This is a genomic window from Amycolatopsis sp. lyj-109 (assembly GCF_046548995.1).
Lineage (GTDB): Bacteria > Actinomycetota > Actinomycetes > Mycobacteriales > Pseudonocardiaceae > Amycolatopsis.
Window position 1 is genome coordinate 40,484 of record NZ_JAJPWR010000002.1, and the last position, 17,025, is coordinate 57,508.

Consider the following 17,025-nt stretch of genomic DNA (forward strand, 5'->3'; position numbering starts at 1 on the left):
TCGTCCATCCGTGGTTGGATCTTGCGATGGGGTATCAACTCAACAGGCGAGCGGCGTTCGGTTTGGGGACCGCCGTCGCCGCTGGAAGCATTCTGGCCGGCTCTCCCGCGTACGCGCAGGAAGCAGACATCGAGGCCAGCCCGGCCACACCGGACCGGGCCAGGCAGAAGGTGAAGCGCGTCTACGACAACGCGGCCGCTGAGGCAGGCGGCACCTGGAACTCCTACATCAGCGTGGCCGACCAGGTGGCCGTCGACGTGGCGTCCGACGAGATCGTCGAGGCGTACAGCGTCAACAAGGTGGCCGTCGCGGTCACCTTGATGGACAAGATCGACCGTGGCCTGCTCACGCTGGACCAGCAGGTCCAGGTGCCGGCGAGCATCGTCGTGCCGGGTGGTGACGGCATCATCATCCTGGACAAGGCGTACCCGAGCGCGTTCACGCTGGGTCACGTCCTGTCGCTGTTCCTCACGGTTTCGGATGACACGTGCGTCCGGCTGGTGGGGCTCGTGGTTCCGGCGGCCGAGATCAACCAGATCCTGGTGACCAAGGGCTTCCCCAAGACCCAGGTCACGCCGGTGGCCAACCCGAACCGCTACTTCCTCGGCAAAACCACTCCGCGCGAGACCCACGACCTGCTGAAGGCGCTGGTCGCGGGCACACTGCTGAGCCCGGCGTCGACGGATTACCTGCTGTCCATCCTGCGGTCGCAGGTGGCGTTCACCGACGGTGTCCGGCGTGAGATGTCGTCCGTCGATCGGGCGAGGATCGCCACGAAGGCGGGCTGGCTGAACGACGGCCGCAACGAGGCGGGAATCATGTTCGACGCCGCGGGCAAGCCGGTGGTGATCTACTCGATGTTCGCGCACGGCCAGGCGAACCCGGAGGACTTCGGGGCCACGCACCCGGTCCGGCAGGCCACCGCGAAGATGGGGCCGAAGTTCCTGCGCGCGGTCGACAAGATCGCGGGCGCGGGCGCCAGGGCATTCCGGGCACCGGCCTACCAGCAGTACAACGGCGGCTGAGCGTAGCTACCGAGGGCAGCGACCACCGTGGACACTGGCGGTCGCTGCCCTCCGGCGCGTCTTGAATGACTCATTCAGGACTCTGGAGGTCCTGAATGAGTCATTCAAGACAGCCGGGCGGGGTCGCGCAGCTCGCCGGCACGGTCGGCCCAGGTGCCGTGCGGTTCGAGGGTGACCTCTCGGACGTCGTCCTCGCGGCGGTTCAGCCGGACTACCAGGTAATCGGCCGAGAGGCGCTCGGCCGAACCCTCGCCCCACTCGACGACGATCGCCGAACGCTCCAGGTCCGTGTCCAGGTCGAGGTCGTCCAGCTGGGAAAGGTCGCCGCCCAGGCGGTACGCGTCCACGTGCACCAAGGGGACACCGAGAGCACCCGCCGGGTGGACGCGGGCCAGGACGAACGTCGGGGAGCTCACGCGGCCGCCGACGCCGAGGCCGTCCGCGATGCCGCGGGTCAGCGTCGTCTTGCCCGCGCCGAGCGGCCCGGCCAGCAGGACCAGGTCGCCCGCGCGCAGGACGCGGCCGAGGGCCCGCCCGAAGTCCATGGTCTCTTCGGGCGTGGGAAACACCATGCTCAACGCTGCCACCACCAGGTTCGCCGGGACGAGGATTCGCCGTCCGCACCGGAACAGCGTTGCAGAAGATCGATCAGATGGCTGTTCACCAGCTCGGGCTGCTCGAGCTGGACCATGTGGCCGGCGCCCCGGACTCGCACCAGCTCCGCGTCGGGCAGCTCGGCCGCGATCCGCTCGGCGTGCGCGAACGGCGTGAACCGGTCCGAATCGCCGCCGATGACCAGCACTTCCGCGTGCTTCAGGCCGGCCAGCGCGGCGTAGCGGTTGTGGCTGCCGAGTGTGTCGACGAAGTTGACGAGCCCGCGGACCGGCGTCACTTCGAGCATCTCGAGCATGAAGTCGACGAGCCGGGGTGCGACGTCGCGGCTGCCGAACGCCAGCCGGCGCACCGCCTGCCGAGTCAACTGCCCGCCCGCCGCGCGGACGAACTCGACCAGCCCCGGCTGCCACCCGGCCAGCCCGCCGGCGGCGCGCGTCAGCGGGTTGTACTTCGAGAGCAGCGAACGCGGCAACCCGCGAGCGCCCACTTCGCCCGCCGCCGTCGCGATGAAGGCAACACCTTCCACCCGCTCTTCGAACAGCGAAGGGAACTCGGCGGCCAGCTCCATGATGACCATGCCGCCCATCGAGTGCCCGATCAGCACGATGGGCCCCTCCGGCACCACGGACCGCAGCACGCAGTCCAGGTCCCGCGCCAGCTGCTCGATGGTCGACGTCTCGGCCGAAGCCGCGCCGGACAGCCCGTGGCTGCGGTGGTCGTAGTACACCTGACGCACGCGCGGCAGCCGGAGCGACGCGAGGTCGCGACGCTGGAAGTGCCAGCAGCGCCGCGAAAGCGCGAAGCCGTGCACCCCCACGACGGTCAGTTCCGGTTCGCCGCCGTCTTCCGGGTCGATCTCCTCGACCGAAAGCGGCGTGCCGTCATCGGCCGCGACCGTCGAAGTGCGGTCGGGCTTCAGCTCCCCCAGCGGCTCGTCCACGTACGGATCCTCACTGTGCCGCCGCTGCTGCTGCGCGGCGACGGCGATGGCGGCGGCGGTCCCGGTGGCCAGGGCCCCGACCCCGCCGGCGATGGCCAGCAATCGTCGTGAAGGTGTCACGAGCGATCCCCCAGATACCGGCGCCGCACCCGCGGCCGGTACATCGAGGTGACGATTTCGTAGTCGATGGTGCCCAGCTTGTCGGCCCATTCGCGGGCGGTGGGCTCCCCGCGCGTCCCGGCGCCGAACAGGACGACGTCGTCGCCGACGGCCGGCTCGTAGTCGCCGCAGTCGACCACCAGCTGGTCCATGCAGACCCGCCCGGCGACCGGCCGCCGCTGCCCGCCGAGGAGGACGTCCATCCGGCCCGAAAGGGACCGCGGGACACCATCGGCGTATCCGGCAGGCACGAGCGCCAGGTTCGCGTCCCGCGAAGCCGTCCAGGTGTGCCCGTAGGACACCGATTCGCCGGCTTCGATGCGCTTGACCAGCGCGACGGTGGACCGGAACGTCATGGCCGGGCGCAGGTCTTCGGCCTGCGGCACCGGGTTCAGCCCGTACATCGCGATCCCGGGCCGGACGACGTCGAAGTGCAGGTCCGGCCGGGTGAGCAGGGCCGCGGAGTTCGCCAGGTGCCGCATCGGGTCGAGCCCGGCGGCGCAGGCGGCGTCGTAGGCCTCGGCGAAGCGCTTGGCCTGCAGGTCGGTCGCCGGGTGGTCCGGCTCGTCGGCGCACGCGAGGTGGGACCAGATCGCGACGACCTCGACCCGCGGTTCGGCGGCCGCCGCTTCGACCAGCTCGGCCCAGGCGGACGGCGGGCACCCGTTGCGCGAGAGCCCGGTGTCGATTTTGAGGTGCACACGAGCCGGGGTACCCGGTTTCGCCGCGGCCGCGATGCGGCGAAGCTCACCCAGCGAGCTGGCCGCGAGGTCGATGTCGTTTTCGATGCCCGCGGCGAAGTCGGCGTCCGGGGTGTCCAGCCAGCTGAACAGCCGGGTCTCGATGCCGGCTTCGCGGAGGGCGAGGGCCTCGCCGAGCGAGCAGGTGCCCAGCCAGGTGGCCCCGGCCTCGACCGCGGCGCGCGCCACCGGCAGCGCGCCGTGGCCGTAGGCGTCGGCTTTGACCACGGCCATCACCTGGGAGCCGGGCGCGCGGGCGCCCAGCAGGGTGAGGTTGTGGCGGATCGCGTCGAGGTCGATGTCGACCTGGGCGCGGGGAGAACTGGGAGGCATGACGCCTCCCAGTTTCCCATGACCCGAGGTCAGGGCAGGCGCAGCCCGGACGTGGCGGAGAACACGTGCAGCTCGTCGGGACGGATCCGCAGGTGCAGGGTGTCGCCCATGGCAGGCGGCGTGCGCGGGTCGACCCGGACGACGACGTTGGGCCGGGTGTCGTCGGCGTCGGTCTGGGCGAGCTTGCCGTAGACGAAGGCGTCCGAGCCGAGCTCCTCGACCAGGTCCACCTTGACCGGCAGGGCGCCGTCCGCGTCCGTCACGACCTCGAGGGCCTCGGGCCGGAAGCCCAGGGTCACGGTGTCGCCGTCGGCCGCCGCGATCGTCTCGCGGGTCAGCGGCACGCGCGCGCCACCCACCTCGGCCCCGTCGGCCGTGAGCTTCGCGGTGGCGAGGTTCATCGCCGGCGAGCCGATGAAGCCCGCGACGAAAGCGTTTGCGGGCCGGTCGTACAGGGCGCGCGGGGTGTCGCACTGCTGCAGCAGGCCGTCCGACAGCACGGCGACGCGGTCACCCATCGTCATGGCCTCGACCTGGTCGTGCGTGACGTACACCGTCGTGACGCCGAGGCGGCGCTGGAGCGCGGCGATCTGCGTACGCGTCGACACGCGCAGCTTGGCGTCGAGGTTCGACAGCGGCTCGTCCATCAGGAAGACCTGCGGCTCGCGGACGATCGCGCGGCCCATCGCGACGCGCTGGCGCTGACCACCGGAGAGCGCCTTCGGCTTGCGGTCGAGGTAGTCCACGATGTCGAGCAGCTTCGCGGCCTCAAGGACCTTCTGCTTGATCTCGGACGCGGGGCGGCCGGCGATCTTCAGCGCGAAGCCCATGTTCTGCGCGACCGTCATGTGCGGGTACAGCGCGTAGTTCTGGAACACCATCGCGATGTCGCGCGAGCGCGGCGGCAGCTGGGTGACGTCGCGCTCGCCGATCCAGACGGCGCCGTCGTCGATGTCCTCCAGGCCGGCGAGCATGCGCAGGCTGGTCGACTTGCCGCAGCCGGACGGGCCGACCAGCACGAGGAACTCGCCGTCGGCGATCTCCAGGTCCAGCGCGTCGACCGCGGGGCGGTCCGAACCGGCGTAGCGCCGGGTGGCCTTGTCGTAGGTGATGGAAGCCATCGGTCAGTCCTCTCCGAGATTCCGCCGGACCCCGTACGCCGCTTCGCGGGCTTCGAGGTGGCGCTGCTGGATCCGGTGGCCCTCGGCGCGCTGCGCCTCGGTCGGCTCGTCCAGCTCGAGCCGGAGCTTCTGGTTTTCCTGCCAGGACGGGGGTTCCGCACTGGAGGACAATGCCCACGCCGCCTGCCGCGCCGCGCCCAGCGCGACGTACTCGGCGACTTCGGGCAACTGCACGGACACGCCGAACACCAGCGGCGCGATCGCGCGAACGGCCCGTGACTGCGCGCCCCCGCCGATCAGCAGCACGCGCTGCACGTCGAGGCCGTGCGTGCGCACCGCGTCGAGGCCGGCGGCCAGGCCGCAGAGCATGCCTTCGACGGCACTGCGCGCGAGGTTCTCCGGGGTCATGTTGTCCCTGGTCAGCCCGGCCAGCGAGCCGGTGGCGCCGGGCAGGTTCGGGGTGCGCTCGCCGTCGAGGTACGGCAGGAAGGTCAGCCCGCCGGCGCCGGGTTCGGCGGTCAGGGCGAGGCGGTCGAACTCGCTCAGCGTCGCGCCGAGCATGGCGGCCGTCGCGGTGAGGACGCGGGCGGCGTTGAGGGTGCAGGCGAGTGGGAGGAAGCGGCCGGTGGCGTCGGCGAACCCGGCGACCTCGCCGCTGAGGTCGGCCGCGCCGGTCTCGGCGACGCCGAACACGGTGCCGCTGGTGCCGAGCGAGACGACGGCGTCACCCGGCCGCAATTCCAGCCCGAGCGCGGCGGCCATGTTGTCGCCGGTGCCGGCCGAGACGAGCACGCCGTCCGAGGTGTGGCCGGCGGCGTCGGCCGGGCCGAGCACGGTGGGCAGCTCCGGCGTCCGGCCGCCGAAGGCGTGGCTCAGGACGTCGAGGCGGTAGGCGTTGTCGGACGGCGAGAAGTAGCCGGTGCCGGAGGCGTCGCCGCGGTCGGTGACCGGGTCGCCGCCGGTGAGCTTCCAGGTCAGCCAGTCGTGCGGGAGCAGCACGCGCGTGACGCGGTCGGCGAGTTCGGGCTCGTGCTCGGCCAGCCAGCGCAGCTTCGTGACGGTGAAGCTGGCGACCGGCACCGAACCGACGGACTTCGCCCAGGCCGAGGGCCCGCCGAGCTCCTCGATGAGGTTGAGCGCCGCCTGCGCGGAGCGGGTGTCGTTCCAGAGCAGCGCGGGCCGGACGACGTCGTTGTTTTCGTCCAGCGTGACCATGCCGTGCTGCTGGCCGCCGACGCCGATGGCCTGGACGCCGTCGAGCAGGCCGGCACTGGCTTCCTGGAAGGCGTCCCACCAGGCGGCGGGGGCGACCTCGGTGCCGTCGGGGTGCGGCGCGCGGCCGGTGCGGACGATCTCGCCGGTTGCGGCGTCGCACACGACGACCTTGGTCGACTGGGTGGACGAGTCGATGCCGGCGACCAGTTCAGCTGTCATAGGGCTGCCCCTCTGCGACGTGTTCGACGATCTCGATCGCGGTGCCGGCGTTGAGCGCGGCCTCGATCTCCTCGGTGGGGGTGTACTCCCCGGTGATCAGCAGGTCGTAGTCGCCGACGTCGCCGTGCGCGTAGGTGGCGGTGCGGCCGAACTTCGAGTGGTCGACGACGAGGACGGTGTGGTTCGCGACCTTCAGCGCGGCCTTCTTGAGCTCGGCGTAGTCGCGATCGGGGTGGAACAGGCGTCCGACGGCGACGGCGGTGACCGAGACGAACGAGACGTCGGCGCGGATGGAGTCGAGGAGGTTCAGGACCTCGGGGCCGGCGCAGGAGTCGTACTCGTGGCTGTAGCGGCCGCCGGCGAGGACGACCTCGACCCGGGGCCCGAGCAGCCGGGCGGCGTGCAGCGAGTTGGTGACGACGGTCAGCGCGTCGATCTCGGCCAGCCGCTTGACCAGCGGGAGGAGGGTGGTGGAGTCGTCGACGAAGACGGTCTGGCCGGGCTGCACGTGGTTCGCGGCGGCGTCGCCCAGTGCCTCTTTTTCACCGTGGTGGAGCGTGTCGCGGAAGCGGGCGGCGCTCTCGATGGTGAGCGCCGGGTAGGCCTCGACCTTGCCGCGCAGCTTGCGCAGGAGCCGGCGTTCGGCCAGGTCGTCGAGGTCGCGGTGCATGGTCATCAGGCTGACCTTGAAGCGTGCGGTGAGGTCGTCGATCCGGGCCTCGCCCTGCTCGATGACGTGGTCGAGGATGTCCTGCCGCCGCTGTTCGACGACAGCATCGGACGGCCGGGTCTTCCGGTCCCCTGTCGATGCTGTGCCGCCGCTCACACGCACTTCTTACCAGATTTATCCCGCGAAGTTAACAGAGAACTCGATAAGTCTTCACTCGCCATCCAGGGGGCACTTTCACGTGAAAGTGCCCGGTTTAGGGGGTGAGGGAGCGGAGGGAGCGGATGGCTTCGGGGATCGCGTGGACCAGGCCGGAGGCCGAGGTCGGCGCGTTCTGGGCCGCGATCGCGCCCGCCAGGGAGTGGACGTGGGCCGCCATGGAAGCGGCCAGCCAGGGGTCCAGGCCGGCCGCCAGGAGGGCGCCCACCAGGCCCGACAGCACGTCGCCCGAGCCCGCCGTGGCCAGCCAGGCACCGCGCGGGGTGTTCACCGCGACCCGGCCGTCCGGGGCCGCGATCACCGTGCAGTGCCCCTTCAGCAGCACCACCGCGTTGTACTTCTTCGCCGCTTCGCGCGCCGCGGTCACCCGGTCGGGACCCGGCTTGCGGCCCATCAGCCGCTCGTACTCGCCCGCGTGCGGGGTCAGGACCAGCGGCGTGTCCGGGTCGCGGGCGTCGAGGACGTCCGGGGACTTCGCGATGATCGTCGTCGCGTCGGCGTCCGCGCAGACCGGGACGCCCTGGCCGAGGACGTACCGCAGCACATCGCGCCCTTCGGAGCCGGTGCCGATGCCCGGCCCGACCACCCACGCCTGGACCCGGCCCGCGTCGGCCACCGTGCCGGTCGCGATGACCTCCGGCCACTGCGCGCGGACGATGTCCGCCGCGTGGCCGGCGTACCGCACGAGACCCGAGGTCGCGCGGACCGCCGAGCCCGCGGCCAGCACCGCCGCGCCCGGGTAGGTCGCCGAACCCGCCGCGACGCCCACCACGCCCTGGCTGTACTTGTCGTCTTCCGGGCCGGGCACCGGCCAGGCCGCGGCGACGTCCACGATGTCGAGCCGCTGCAGATCGGGGTCCGTCAGTTCGAGGCCGATGTCGCCCAGCACCACTTCACCGCACCACGACGGCGCCAGCACGTGCACCGGCTTGAGCGCGCCGAACGTGACGGTGCGGGTGGCTTCGACCGCAGGCCCGTCGACCGCGCCGGTGTCCGGGTCGACGCCGCTGGGCAGGTCGACCGCGACGATCGGGGCCTCGACCAGCTCGACCAGCCGTGCCGCGTCCGGCCGCAGCGCACCGCGGCCGGAGATGCCGACGATCCCGTCGACCACGACGTCCGCCCGGGCGATCCACTGTGGACCGTCCGCGGCGGACACCGCGCGGCCCCCGGCTCGCTTCAGCGCCTCGAGGCCCGCGGGATGCGCCTTCTCCGGGTTGAGCAGGATCGCCGTCACCGCGACCCCGCGGCGGCGCAGGAACGCCCCCGCCCACAGCGCATCGCCGCCGTTGTCGCCCGAGCCGGCCAGCAGGACGACCCGGCGGCCGGAAACGCCGCCGGTGTGGTCTTCGAGCAGGTCCGCGATCTGAACCGCGAGCCCGAACGACGCCCGCCGCATCAGCTCGCCCTCGGGCGTGACGGCGAACGCCCGCCCCTCCGCCTCGCGAATCCGTTCCGTGGTCCAGATTCCCTGCACGGCGGCGACCCCCGGCTTACTCGACGGTTACGGACTTCGCCAGGTTACGCGGCTTGTCGACGTCGTACCCGCGAGCGCGGGCGATCTCCGCGGCCAGCACCTGCAGCGGCACGGTGGACACCAGCGGCTGCAGCAGCGTCGGCACCGCCGGGACCTCGATGAGCTCGTCGGCGAACGGCCGGACCGTCTCGTCGCCCTCTTCGGCGATCACGATCGTGCGGGCGCCGCGCGCCTGGATCTCGCTGATGTTGGACACCAGCTTCGAGTGCAGCACCGCGCGCCCCTTGGGCGACGGCATCACGACGACGACCGGCAGGCCCTCTTCGATCAGCGCGATCGGGCCGTGCTTGAGCTCGCCGGCGGCGAAACCCTCGGCGTGCATGTACGCGAGTTCCTTGAGCTTCAGCGCGCCTTCGAGGGCGACCGGGAAGCCGACGTGCCTGCCGAGGAACAGGATCGCCTTCGAGTCGGCGATCCGGCGGCCGAGATCCCGCACCTGATCCACAGTGGACAGTACCTTGTGGACGGCCGCGGGCATGGCCTCGAGCTCGGCGAACTCGCGCGCGACCTCATCCGGGTACTTCGTGCCGCGGGCCTGCGCCAGCGCCAGGCCGACCAGGTAGTTGGCCGCGATCTGGGCGAGGAACGCCTTGGTCGACGCGACGCCGATCTCGGGCCCGGCGTGGGTGTAGAGAACGGCGTCGGACTCGCGCGGGATCTGGGCGCCGTTGGTGTTGCAGACGGCCAGGACGCGGGCCTTCTGCTCGCGCGCGTGCCGGACGGCTTCGAGGGTGTCCGCCGTCTCGCCGGACTGGCTCACCGCGACGACCAGCGTGTCGCGGTCGAGGACCGGGTCGCGGTAGCGGAACTCGGACGCCAGCTCGACCTCGACCGGCAGGCGCGTCCAGTGCTCGATGGCGTACTTGGCGACCAGGCCGGAGTGGTAGGCCGACCCGCAGGCGACGACGAAGACCTTGTCGACGTCGCGGAGGTCCTGGTCGGAGATGCGCTGCTCGTCGAGGATGATCCGGCCGGACTCGAAGTGCCCGCGCAGCGTGTTGGCCAGCGCCTCGGGCTGCTCCTCGATCTCCTTGAGCATGAAGTACTCGTGGCCGCCCTTTTCGGCGGCGGACAGGTCCCAGTCCACGGTGAACGGCTTGGCCTGGGCGGCGTCGCCGTGGAAGTCCAGGACGTCGTAGCCCTCGCGGGTGATGACGACGAGCTGGTCCTGGCCGAGCTCGACGGCCTCGCGGGTGTGCTCGATGAAGGCGGCGACGTCGGAGGCGACGAAGTGCTCGCCCTCGCCGACCCCGACGACCAGCGGCGACGACCGGCGCGCGGCCACGATCGTGTCCGGGTGGTCGGCGTGCGTCACGACCAGGGTGAACGCGCCTTCGAGGCGGCGGCAGACGGAGGCGACGCTGGCGGTCAGCTCGCCCTTGGTGTCACCTTCGGTGTACGCCCGCGCGATGAGGTGCGCGGCGGTCTCGCTGTCGGTGTCGCTGGCCATCTCGACGCCGTCGGCTTCCAGCTCGGCGCGGAGGGCGGCGAAGTTTTCGATGATGCCGTTGTGCACGACGGCGACGCGCTGCGAGGCGTCCCGGTGCGGGTGCGAGTTGCGGTCGATCGGCGCACCGTGGGTGGCCCAGCGGGTGTGCCCCATGCCGGCGGTGCCGCCGAAGTGCTCACGGCCGACCTCGTCGAGGCGGCCTTCCAGGTTGGCCAGCCGGCCCGCCTTGCGCTCGACGGTCAGCGCACCGGCGCCGTCGAGGACCGCCACACCGGCGGAGTCGTAACCGCGGTACTCCATCCGCCGGAGCCCGCCGAGGACGACGTCCAGAGCCGGGCGGTGCCCGACATATCCCACGATTCCACACACGGACACCAGCCTAACGAGGGACATTCAGCGGGTTGACGGGGTCCGCGAACCACCTCCGACCTGCCCGGACGCACCCACAGTGGTTCGAACCACCACTTCGCCTGGCTCGGCGTCAACCGGGAACCTCCCGCTCCCGGCCCGGAACGGTCACCACCCAAGCGCCCCAAGGCGGCCTTGGTTGCGTCTGACGCACCGAAGGCCGCCTTGGGTGCGTCAGACGCACCGAAGGCCACATTGGGGCGCTTGGGTCCGGGGCGGCGGGCGAGCCGGGAGCGGGCGCGCACAGTAGGGTTCCGACCATGGCCAGCAAGCCCAAGCAGCTGCTCGCGGAGTTGACGCACCCGGGTCCGCACGAGGTCCTGCGGGGCGATCTCGCCCTGGTCGGGCTACCCGGCGTGGTCTTCACGCCGCGCGCCGGGCTCGGGCTGCCAGCCGTTGCCTTCGGGCACGGCTGGCTGCAGCCGCCCGATCGGTACCGGGGGCTGCTGCGCCACCTCGCGAGCTGGGGCATCGTCGCCGCCGCGCCGGCCACGCAGCGCGGGCCGCTGCCCTCGCACCGGCTGCTCGCCGCCGACCTGCTGACCACCCTCGACGTCGTCACCACCGTGCGGCTCGGCCCGGACGGCATCAGCGTCGACCCCGGCAAGCTGGGCCTCGCCGGGCACTCGACCGGCGGCGGCTCCGCCGTCCTCGCCGCGGCGCAGGACGCGCGGGGTGAAAAGCCGCGGATCAAGGCCGTCGCGACCATCACCGCGGCCCAGACGCTCCCGCCGGCCACCGAGTCGGCGAAGGCGATCACCGTTCCCGGCCTGCACCTCGCCGCCGAAGACGACCTGGTCGCTCCCGCCGTCGCGCACGCCGAAGCGATCGCTGGCGCCTGGGGCGGCGACGACGTCCAGCTGCGGTTCCTCGGCAAGGCGTCCCACCTGGGCGTCACCGAGGGCAGGCACTGGTCGCAGCTGTTCATGCACGGCAAGCCGCACCGCAAGACCCAGCAGCTGACGCGCGCGCTGTTCACGGCGTTCTTCCTGACCCACCTGACCGGCACCGACAAGTACCGGCCCCTGCTCGAGGCGGACGTCAAGCGCGCCCCCATCGAGCGCGAAGAAGAGCCCGCCCACTGACGCGGACGGGCTCTTCGCGGGCTCAGACCAGCCAGCTGGTGCTGGAGAAGTCGTCATCGTCGTCGGGCTGACGCGCGTGCCGCCCCCGTCGCGGCGGCTCGGGCGTCGCCGCCACCGGCGGCGGTTCCGGTGCGGGTTCCGGACGCGGCGGGACCACCGGGGCCGGAGTGCCGTAGCTCGGCGTCGGGTAGTTCGGGTAGCCGGTACCCGCCTCTTCTTCGTGGACGCCGAACTCCATCAGCGATTCGCGGGACTTGTCGGCCAGCGTCTTCTCCGTCGCCCAGCCGCCCGCGCTCTGCTTGCGCTTGGTGAGCTCGTCCATGTGCTCGGCGTACTTCTGCGCGGCGGCCAGCTCCTTCTGCATGCCCTCGCTGGCCTGCTGCCGGGCCTCGGCGAGGCGGCGTTCGCGCAGCCCGCGCTGCTCGTCCTGCTCCCGCGCCGCCGCTTCCATCGTCGAAATCGCGGTGCGATACCGGTCTTCGGCGCTGCTCATCGGCCCTCCTCGGCCCTCGTCACCGGTCGTACCGGATCGAACGGTCACCCTCGTCGTCCAGCGAGCCGCTGATCCGGCCCTTCGCGCCGCTCGTCTCGAACACGCTGCCCTCGATGCGGTACTGGCTGGGGCCGCGCTGCTGGTCGCCGCCACCACCGCCACCACCGGGCGCGCCGCCCATGCCACCCATCATTCCCATGCCGCCCATCCCGCTCATGCTCGACGAGCTCGCGGCGGCCTGGTGCACGCCCGGATCGACCGGAGTCGCGCCGAGCCCGCCACCACCGCCATCCGACATCGGCAGGGAGGTGTCGCTGCCGGTCTGGGCGCCCGGGTCGAGCGAGACGGCACCGGCGAAGTCCGGCGCCCCACCACCGGTGACGGCCGAACCGAAGCTGCTCGCGCCGGCCGTCGAAGTCGCGTCCCCGGAAGCCGCACCGGCACCCGCGTCGGCCGTCGCCACCGCGGGCTCGGCCCCGACGCTGCCCCCGCCGCCGAGGTCACCGTCGAAGCCGCCGGGCGTGCTGAACCCGCCACCGCCCGAGGCTCCTTCGCTGCGCGTGAAGCCCGGGTCGGGGTTGGCCGGCGCGGGGTCCTTCGTCAGCGGGGATTCGGCGTTCGCGTCGTGCCGGATCTCCGAGCCGGCGCCGTCGGTCACCGGCTTGAGGTCCGCTTTGAGGCCGTCCGCCTTGAGGTCCCCGGCCTTGGGGTCGTCCTTCTCGTCCAGGGTGTAGGTGGTCGGCTCGCCCTTGCCGTCGTCGACCGTCACGATCGTCGGGCCGTCCGGGCCCTCCGGCCGCTCCGCGGTGATCTTGAGGTTGCCGTCCTGGATGTGGATCTTGCCGTCCGCGCCCGGCTTGTAGGAGCCGTCGGCCGAGGGCTGGCCGTCCTTGACCGCCTGGCTGCCTTGCGGCCCGAAGGACGCCTTGTCCGCGGCGGCGCCGTCCTTGCCGGCACCGTCCTTGCCGGCCTCGGCCTTGTCGTCGTCACCCCAGTCGAGGTGGTAGTCCTTCTTGTTGCCGTGGCCGTCGTCCACGGAGATGTCCTGCTTGCCCTCCTTGTCGGGCTCGGACATCGAGATCGTGTTGTCGCCCTTCTTGACCGACACCGTGTCCGTGTCGTCGGCGTCCTTGATGGCTTCGCCGGTCTTCGGGTCGATCGGGTACGGCTCGCCGGTCGACGGGTCGACCTCCAGGGGCTTCCCGGTGATCGGGTTCTTGCCCTCTTCGGGCTTCGCGGGCTCCTCGGCCTTCGGGGGCTCGGCCGCCGACGGCGTCGTGGAGCCGCTCCCGGTGCTGCCCGTGCTCCCGCTACCGGTGCTCCCCGTGCTGCCGGTGCCGGTGTTCCCGGTGTTGCCCGTGTTTCCGGTGTTCCCCGTGTTGCCGGTCTTGTCGCCGCCGCCGTCGCTCTTGGCCTCGGTCAGCTGGTTGCGGTAGCCGTCCATGTACCGCGCCAGCGCGCCGAACTGCTGGTCGATCGTGTCCTTGGCGGCCTTGCAGGACCCGTCGAACGCGGTGATCAGACTCCGGTACTCGGTCGTGAAGGCGCCGTCGCGCCAGTACTTGCAGACGTTCTGGCCGTACGTGATGTTCTCGTCGTTGAAGCAGCCGTCGTCGTTCTGCAGGCGCTCGGCGAGGTTCGAGTTGTTGCCGTGCTTGGCGTTCACGGCGTCGATCCAGCCGGCGACCTTCATGAAGTCGTCGAATTCCTTGGTCTCGCCGCTGGCGATCTTGAGGACGTCCAGGGCCATCGGGATGTCGGCCTCGGCGATCACCGGGCGGTGCAGCTGCAGGACCTCGTCGACCTTCTTCTTGACCGCGGTGAAGACCTGCGTCACGGTCTGCGGGATCAGTTTCGCCGCGCCGTCGATCTGCTGCGACAGCTCCTTGGCGTGCGGCTTGATCGTCTCGTCGTACTTGATCTCCGCCGCGTTGGCGCCCTTGCCCTTCCACGCGTCGAAGAGGGTCTGGAGCTCGGTGTCGCTCTTGCCCAGCGCGTCCTCGACGACCTTGTGCGCCTTGCCGAGGTCGTCGGCGTCGCCGAGGAACTTCTGGTACTGGATCCCGCGGTTCTCGTGGAACTTGTCCTTGAGCTCCTTCTGGGAATCCTTCTTGTCGCCGAACTTGTTCCAGACCTCGTCGGTCCACTTCGCGAGCAGGTCGACCGCGACGTTGCCCTGGTCGAGCTGTTCGTCGGAACTCTTCGCGCCGGCCCCCAGCGTCGGCGTGCCGATGCCGTCGAGGTTCTTCTTCGCCTGGTCCCGCCCGGCGGTGTCGCGGTCGTGTTCCTGCTTCTTGGCCGCGCCTTCCTGCTGCGCTTCCTTCAGCGCTTCATCGACATCGGAGGACGAGCCCGGCAGGAAGTCGTCCGAGAACTGCCAGGTGTCGGAATAGCTGTCGATGTACTTCTTTGCGTACTCTTCTTCTTCGTCGTTGAAGTAGACCGAGTCCTCGCTGTACTCCTCCATCAGCTTGGACTTGGCTTCCATCGACACGTTCGGGTCGTCGAGGACCTTCTTGATCTCGGACCATTCGGCCATCAGCGGTTACCCCCGGCCTGGTTCGCCGTCGCGCCGGCGTTCGCTTCCTGCGCGGTGTACTTGGCGCCCGCGGACCCGATTCCGCTGCCCAGGTTCAGCAGGGCGTTCGACAGCCCGGTCATCCCCGCGCCGATCTCGTCGATCCCGGCCTTGTACTTGCCGAAGCTCTCCTGGTGCACGCGACCGAAGTCCACCGCGACGATCTCGGTCGGCGCGACCTTCTTCGCTTCGTTCGCGGGATCGTCGGCGACGTCCGCCAGGCGGATCTGCGCCCGCGTCATCGCCTCCGAACTCGCTTCGTACCCGTTCGGCATGGTCGCTGCCCCCTTCGATCCCACAGGTCCCCCGTCGTTCCGGGACTGTGACGCGCCCGGACACCGTTCGGTGCCGTCGCAGATGCACACAAAGTCTAGCGTCCGGCCGGGCGGCGGACCTGGGCTTCCGCGAAGTGCACCCGCCCGGGACCTACCCGCGGGCGCGCTGCGCCGCGACCGCCTCGGAGATCACCTCGGCGACGCCGCGGATGTCCACCAGCCGGTCGAGCTCGTCGATGTCGACCGAGACGTCGTAGGTCACCTCGACCCGCGACAGCAGCTGGATCCGCTGCCGGGACGTCATGCCGAGGTCGTCGAACGGCGTCGTGTCGGCGAGCCGCTCGGGCGGGATCTCCAGCGCGAAGCTGATGATCCGCCGGATCTCGTCGACGTAGGTGCCCGGGTCAGCCATGCCGCTCATTCTCGTCCCACCAGCGCTCGCGGGCGGCGGCGCGGGACACCTTGCCGCTGGACGTGTGCGGCACCTCGCCCGGCCGCACCAGCCACAGGGCGCGCAGCGGCAGGTCGTGGGCCGCCGAGACGGCCCGCCGCACGGCCGTCTCGACCGACTCGTCCCGCGTGACGCACCCGGCCACGACCGCGACGCCTTCGCCGTGGCCGTCCCGCACGGCGAACGCGGCGACGCGCCGGATGCCCGGGTGCGCGGCCTCGACGGTGGCCTCGATGTCCTGCGGGTGGTGGTTGCGGCCGTCGACGATGATCAGGTCCTTGCGCCGCCCGGTGACGTAGAGCTCGCCGTCGTGGACGAACCCGAGGTCGCCGGTGCGCAGCCAGCCGCCCGGGGCGAGCACGTCGTCCCGCCCCCAGTAGCCGTCGGCGACGTTGGGCCCGGACACCTGGATCTCGTTGTCGGCAATGCGGATCCGCTGGCCGTACGGCCGCCCCACCGACACCCGCGGCTCGCCGTCGAACGCCGTGATCGTCGGCCCCTCGTCGCCCGCGCTCGTGACGAACACCGTCGCCTCGGCCAGCCCGTAACACGGCTTGTGCGCGGCCCGCGGCAGCCCGAAGGGAGCGAAGGCCCGCTCGAAGGCCTCGACGGTGGCCGCGCGGACCGGCTCGCTGCCGTTGAGCAGCGAGTTCACCTGCGAGAGGTCGACGGCTTCGAGGTCCCCCGCCGCTTCCGCGGCCAGGTCGAAGGCGAAGTTGGGCGCGGCGGTGACGGCGCCCGGGAGCTCGGCCAGCAGCCGGATCCAGCGCAGCGGGTCGCGCACGAACTCCATCGGCGTGAAGAAGACCGACCGCGAGCCGAGGAAGACGGGCGTGCCGATGAGCAGGACCAGGCCCATGTCGTGGAAGAACGGCACCCAGCCGGCCAGCGGGGTCGACGCGCCGGCGCGGTAGCACCGCGTGGTCTGCCAGCAGGCGGCCACCAGCGCGCGGTGCGAGATCACCGCGCCGGCCGGGCGGCGCGTCGAGCCGGACGTGTACTGCAGGTACGCGGGATCGGTCATCGCCACCGCGGCGGGCGGCTCGGCGTCGTCGGGCTCGATGTCCTCGACGGCGAGCACGACGGCCGGCGGGACCTTGTCCCGCAGGTCCTTCGAGGTGAGGCAGGCCGCCGGGGCGGCGTCCGCGAAGGCCGATTCGATCCGGGCGCGGCCGGTGCGGCCGGTCGGGACGGACAGCGGCACCGCGACGCGCCCCGCGTAGAGCGTCCCGAGGAAGGCGGTGACGTAGCCGAGGTCCTGCCGGGCGACGATCGCCACGCGATCACCCGGCCGGGTGACGCGCCGCAGCTCGCGGGCGACCCCGCGGACCCGGGCGAGCACCTGCGGCCAGGTCAGCGTGTGGTCGGCCGGGCCGGGGAAGGTGCGGCAGGTGAACGCGGGGCGGTCTTCGCCCGCATTGCGGAGCAGGTGGTCCGTGAACGGCGTGGCCAGGACGTCATCCGGGACGGCTGCGGGCGGCACGGCCCCATCCTG

General features: G+C 71.6%; 15 protein-coding genes. 2 read left to right on the forward strand and 13 right to left on the reverse strand.

Annotation, left to right across the window (positions count from 1 at the left end; genetic code table 11):
• Positions 1-62: 62 nt before the first annotated feature.
• The gene (locus tag ACLJQF_RS04045; RefSeq protein ID WP_410607443.1) at positions 63-1,025 is read left to right on the forward strand and encodes a serine hydrolase; all 963 of its coding nucleotides are present in this window, start codon (positions 63-65) and stop codon (positions 1,023-1,025) included.
• A gap of 104 nt (positions 1,026-1,129) precedes the next feature.
• Here ACLJQF_RS04045 and tsaE read toward each other — a convergent pair whose 3' ends face one another.
• From tsaE to glmS, 8 genes are all read right to left on the reverse strand, one after another.
• Positions 1,130-1,603: a tRNA (adenosine(37)-N6)-threonylcarbamoyltransferase complex ATPase subunit type 1 TsaE gene (tsaE, locus tag ACLJQF_RS04050; RefSeq protein ID WP_410606859.1), complete on the reverse strand. Its 474-nt coding sequence runs from the start codon at positions 1,601-1,603 to the stop codon at positions 1,130-1,132.
• The gene (locus ACLJQF_RS04055; protein WP_410606860.1) at positions 1,600-2,700 is read right to left on the reverse strand and encodes an alpha/beta fold hydrolase; all 1,101 of its coding nucleotides are present in this window, start codon (positions 2,698-2,700) and stop codon (positions 1,600-1,602) included. The genes tsaE and ACLJQF_RS04055 overlap by 4 nt, the downstream gene beginning before the upstream one ends.
• Positions 2,697-3,812, reverse strand: a complete 1,116-nt coding sequence (alr, locus tag ACLJQF_RS04060; protein WP_410606861.1) for an alanine racemase — start codon at positions 3,810-3,812, stop codon at positions 2,697-2,699. The genes ACLJQF_RS04055 and alr overlap by 4 nt, the downstream gene beginning before the upstream one ends.
• Before the next feature lie 29 nt (positions 3,813-3,841).
• Positions 3,842-4,933 carry an ABC transporter ATP-binding protein gene (locus tag ACLJQF_RS04065; protein WP_410606862.1) on the reverse strand — a complete coding sequence of 364 codons (1,092 nt, stop codon included), beginning with the start codon at positions 4,931-4,933 and terminating at the stop codon, positions 3,842-3,844.
• Between the two features lie 3 nt (positions 4,934-4,936).
• Positions 4,937-6,367 carry a xylulokinase gene (gene xylB / locus ACLJQF_RS04070; RefSeq protein ID WP_410606863.1) on the reverse strand — a complete coding sequence of 477 codons (1,431 nt, stop codon included), beginning with the start codon at positions 6,365-6,367 and terminating at the stop codon, positions 4,937-4,939.
• Complete coding sequence (locus ACLJQF_RS04075; protein ID WP_410606864.1) at positions 6,357-7,193, reverse strand: DeoR/GlpR family DNA-binding transcription regulator; 837 nt, start codon at positions 7,191-7,193, stop codon at positions 6,357-6,359. Before ACLJQF_RS04075 ends, xylB begins: the two co-directional genes overlap by 11 nt.
• Before the next feature lie 97 nt (positions 7,194-7,290).
• Positions 7,291-8,730, reverse strand: a complete 1,440-nt coding sequence (locus ACLJQF_RS04080) for an NAD(P)H-hydrate dehydratase (RefSeq protein WP_410606865.1) — start codon at positions 8,728-8,730, stop codon at positions 7,291-7,293.
• Positions 8,731-8,746: 16 nt separating this feature from the next.
• Positions 8,747-10,609 (reverse strand): glutamine--fructose-6-phosphate transaminase (isomerizing), encoded by a 1,863-nt coding sequence (gene glmS / locus ACLJQF_RS04085; protein WP_410606866.1) that lies wholly within the window; start codon positions 10,607-10,609, stop codon positions 8,747-8,749.
• Between the two features lie 299 nt (positions 10,610-10,908).
• Between glmS and ACLJQF_RS04090 the strand changes: the two genes are divergently transcribed.
• On the forward strand, positions 10,909-11,733 hold the full coding sequence (locus tag ACLJQF_RS04090; protein ID WP_410606867.1) for a dienelactone hydrolase family protein: 825 nt from the start codon (positions 10,909-10,911) through the stop codon (positions 11,731-11,733).
• 22 nt (positions 11,734-11,755) lie between these two features.
• Here ACLJQF_RS04090 and ACLJQF_RS04095 read toward each other — a convergent pair whose 3' ends face one another.
• From ACLJQF_RS04095 to ACLJQF_RS04115, 5 genes are all read right to left on the reverse strand, one after another.
• Positions 11,756-12,226 (reverse strand): hypothetical protein, encoded by a 471-nt coding sequence (locus ACLJQF_RS04095; RefSeq protein WP_410606868.1) that lies wholly within the window; start codon positions 12,224-12,226, stop codon positions 11,756-11,758.
• 19 nt (positions 12,227-12,245) lie between these two features.
• Positions 12,246-14,765, reverse strand: coding sequence for a WXG100 family type VII secretion target (locus ACLJQF_RS04100; RefSeq protein WP_410606869.1), 2,520 nt, complete (start codon positions 14,763-14,765; stop codon positions 12,246-12,248).
• Entirely contained in the window at positions 14,765-15,079 is a 315-nt protein-coding gene (locus tag ACLJQF_RS04105) for a hypothetical protein (protein WP_410606870.1), read from the reverse strand. Before ACLJQF_RS04105 ends, ACLJQF_RS04100 begins: the two co-directional genes overlap by 1 nt.
• A 151-nt stretch (positions 15,080-15,230) precedes the next feature.
• On the reverse strand, positions 15,231-15,491 hold the full coding sequence (locus tag ACLJQF_RS04110) for an acyl carrier protein (protein ID WP_410606871.1): 261 nt from the start codon (positions 15,489-15,491) through the stop codon (positions 15,231-15,233).
• Positions 15,484-17,013 carry a fatty acyl-AMP ligase gene (locus ACLJQF_RS04115; protein ID WP_410606872.1) on the reverse strand — a complete coding sequence of 510 codons (1,530 nt, stop codon included), beginning with the start codon at positions 17,011-17,013 and terminating at the stop codon, positions 15,484-15,486. Before ACLJQF_RS04115 ends, ACLJQF_RS04110 begins: the two co-directional genes overlap by 8 nt.
• Positions 17,014-17,025: the final 12 nt, after the last annotated feature.